Origin of the sequence: Sphingomonas sp. LaA6.9 (genome assembly GCF_022601895.1) — a bacterium.
Taxonomy (GTDB): domain Bacteria; phylum Pseudomonadota; class Alphaproteobacteria; order Sphingomonadales; family Sphingomonadaceae; genus Sphingobium_A.
On sequence record NZ_JAKVIO010000091.1, the window covers coordinates 1 to 2,950 of the forward strand.

The 2,950-nt window shown below is 63.9% G+C and carries 3 protein-coding genes; 2 read left to right on the top strand and 1 reads right to left on the bottom strand.

From position 1 onward, the window contains the following. Together MKI88_RS21290 and MKI88_RS21295 are read left to right on the top strand one after the other, a co-directional pair. Positions 1-1,258, top strand: a 1,258-nt coding sequence (locus MKI88_RS21290; RefSeq protein ID WP_241633553.1) for an SLC13 family permease, incomplete at its 5' end; no start/stop codon positions are given. A gap of 376 nt (positions 1,259-1,634) precedes the next feature. After that, positions 1,635-2,000, top strand: coding sequence for a DUF6481 family protein (locus MKI88_RS21295; RefSeq protein WP_241633554.1), 366 nt, complete (start codon positions 1,635-1,637; stop codon positions 1,998-2,000). 429 nt (positions 2,001-2,429) lie between these two features. On the opposite strand, the gene MKI88_RS21300 is transcribed toward MKI88_RS21295, so the two are convergent. Further along, on the bottom strand, positions 2,430-2,950 hold a 521-nt coding region (locus tag MKI88_RS21300; protein ID WP_241633555.1), incomplete at its 5' end, for a hypothetical protein.

Below are 2,950 nucleotides of genomic sequence, written 5' to 3' on the forward strand. Positions count from 1 at the left end.
TCTAATCCTGTCGTCGATCCGGGAAGAGCAGCTCGGGGAGCCCTTTTCCTTCTTCGCGATGACGCCAGTAGGCGTCGCTGTCACCGCCATTGGTCTCGTCTATCTGGCAACCATCGGTTGGAGGCTCGTCCCACGGCGAAGCGGGAGCGCAAGGGGTGTGGATCCCTGGCGCGTGTTCGAGCTTGCCTGGCCGGCACGTCGGCGCGCCGGCCAAGTGCCATTGCAGACAGTCTTGCGATCTGCGGGGGCAAGGCTGCTCGGGGTGTTCCGCCAAGGGGCCGCGCTCGCGCCGCACATGAGGATACGCCCGGGCGACCGGCTGTTGCTGTTGTCGCGTTGCAACCAGTGGGACGTGGCCGAGCAGGCCGGCCTCGCTCCGACCGTCGCAAAGGGAGCCGCGACCGACGCGGAAACCGCGCGCGTCGTGGTGGCGCACGGCTCGTTCCTTGTTGGCCAGGGGTATGAATCGGTGCATCTGCGCAGCGAGGGGCGGATCGACGTCGTCGCGGGCGGCCCTCGGGCCGCCCGCCTGCGCCAGCCGCTCGACCGGCTCAGGATCGAGGCGGGAGACCAGCTCTATGTGCGCGGACCCGCAGTCGCTCTCGCGGCCTTTCTCCCGAGGGCGCGATTGCTTGAGATCGACAGGTTCGACCCCGCCCCCCCTGACTGGATCCGCGCGTGCGTGACCGTTGCCATTTTTGTGGCTGCGATCGCGACGACCGTGTCCGGTCTGGCACCGCCTGCGCTGTCTTTCTTTGGCGCGGCGGCACTCGTGGCCGCATTGCGATTGATCCCGACCGAAGAGATCTACCGGTCGATCGACTGGCCGGTGATCGTGTTGCTTGCCGCGATGATCCCGGTGGGCGGCGCGTTCGAGAGCAGCGGAGCGGCCGATCTCGTTGCGGCATGGCTGGGCAACGCGCTGAGTGGGACGCCCGTATTCGTAGCCCTGGCAGCACTCTGTGGCGCGACATTGCTCCTGTCGATCTTCCTCAACAATGTCGCGACCGCGGTGATCATGGGGCCGATTGCCGTCCATTCAGCCACGCTTCTCGGCATTGATCCCGATGCGGCATTGCTGGCAGTGCTGATCGGGGCCTCCTCCGATTTCCTGACGCCCATCGGGCACCAGAACAATCTGCTCGTCATGGGGCCGGGCGGATACCGCTTCACCGATTATGCGCGTGTCGGAACAGCGCTCGCCGCCTTGACGATCCTGACGGCCGCGGCCGTTCTCGCTGCCAAATCAGGCGTTTAGATCGGATAATGGCTGACCGTCAGCCCGTATAGGTTGCACTGCTATTGCCCAGATTTCCGGGTGATCACGGTCACTGGCTATGGGGTAGGTAAAGCCCGGTTCGCCAATGTTGGCGAGGCAAGCCTTTACGATTTCGATGGCTTTTGTCTTGTCCATCGTGGCCGACATTTCGGCCGTTCAAGCCTTCATCCAGGCCACGTAATAGCTGTCATCCATTCATCAAGCTCTGACGCGACGCTCCCACAATTTACGGTGGACGCGGCCACTGTGACGTGCGGGTAGCACCTACGGTGTCACATAAGTTGGGCACAGCGTGCAGTTTACTGTAAGGGGCTCTCCTCCCCCAGCGACCAACGACGAGACAGAGATAGATTTGATGCGAGGATTCAAGGAACCGGGCTTCAACGACCGGGTTGCTGCCGCAAACAGCGCCAAGGCCAAGGCTCTGGAGATGCTGAAGAACAAGCCAAAGCCCAGCGAGGCCGAGCTCGCCGACCGTGCCGAACGCCGCCGCGCCAAGGAAGCCGCTGAAGCCGAAAAGCGCGCTGCCGCCGAGGCGGCTCGCGAAGCCGAGAAGGCCGCGAAGGAGCAGGCCGAGCGCGCAGCTGCCGAAGCCGCTGCGGTCGCTGTCGAAGAGGCCCGTGCTGCCGCCGCGGCTGCCCGGCCGAAGGTGCCGACCGCCGGAGAGCTCAAGGCTGCACGCGACGCCCGTTACGCTGCCCGCAAGGCGCGCAAGCGCTAGGTTGTCGGCCCCAAACTTCCCGGCACGGGGCGGGTGCGGAGCGGCTAAGAAATCGCGCTTTTCCGCCACGACGACCGTGTCTTCATGACCGTGCTGGGCCCCCGAGCTGATGAGCAACGGAGTGCGGCTCCGACTTCGCTGAGCGGGCAGAGCCTCGCGTGGCTGTCAGGGACGAGGCACCCGCACGTGCCGATCGTCGGCCCCGGCAAAGGCTAACAGCGTGCCTGCGCGTTATCCGACTGCCATCGGCCAAAGTTTGGCACCGGCTTCGGCTTCCGCCGCCAAAGCCGTCATCCTGAGCTCGATTCCGGCTGCCTGATTCCTGCCCTCCGTTCAGATTGAGAACCATGACCGGTTTTGGGAGATGCCCAGCGGCGCCAGGATGTCAGCCTTGTCGTGGAACGCGGACATTAGCCGTCCGAGGCGCTGCTACCCCGCAATCACCTGAACGGGTCGTCTCAACTCGCCGACCACAGCAGCTAGTCCCAATGCAGCAATGATAGGGGTGGCCATGTCGAGGAGAATGGAGGTGAGCTTGAATGCATCCCATGCAAACGGACTGAGATAGAACCTCCAGAAGAGGTCGAAGCCGATAATCGCACAAGCGATGACGGCGGCATTCAGCCACGGAAACGAAGCCGCCCTGACACCTCGCCGCGCGGCAAGAACGACGACCATGAAGAACAGCGCGATGGTGCCAAGCGTCAGAACTGTGCCGACGACGGGAGCTAAGAGCCAACCGTAGAATCCCGGAGAGCTATAGCGGATCGCCGTGAACCAAAGCGCGAAGGCGATGTAGAAGGCGACGGTCAAAGGCTTGCTGCGCATGCTCATGCGTGCAGCATCAGCCATACCTCCAGTGTCGGCAACAGGGTCGGGTCCCGACAGGCCGCTCAAAGGACGAAAATGTGGAAAGCCGCCGTTGGCCCTTTCAGGAGACAGGCGGAACT

Coding starts and splice junctions, on each gene's coding strand:
- MKI88_RS21295 (WP_241633554.1), top strand. CDS start 1,635: ATGCGAGGATTCAAGGAACCGGGCTTCAACGACCGGGTTGCTGCCGCA.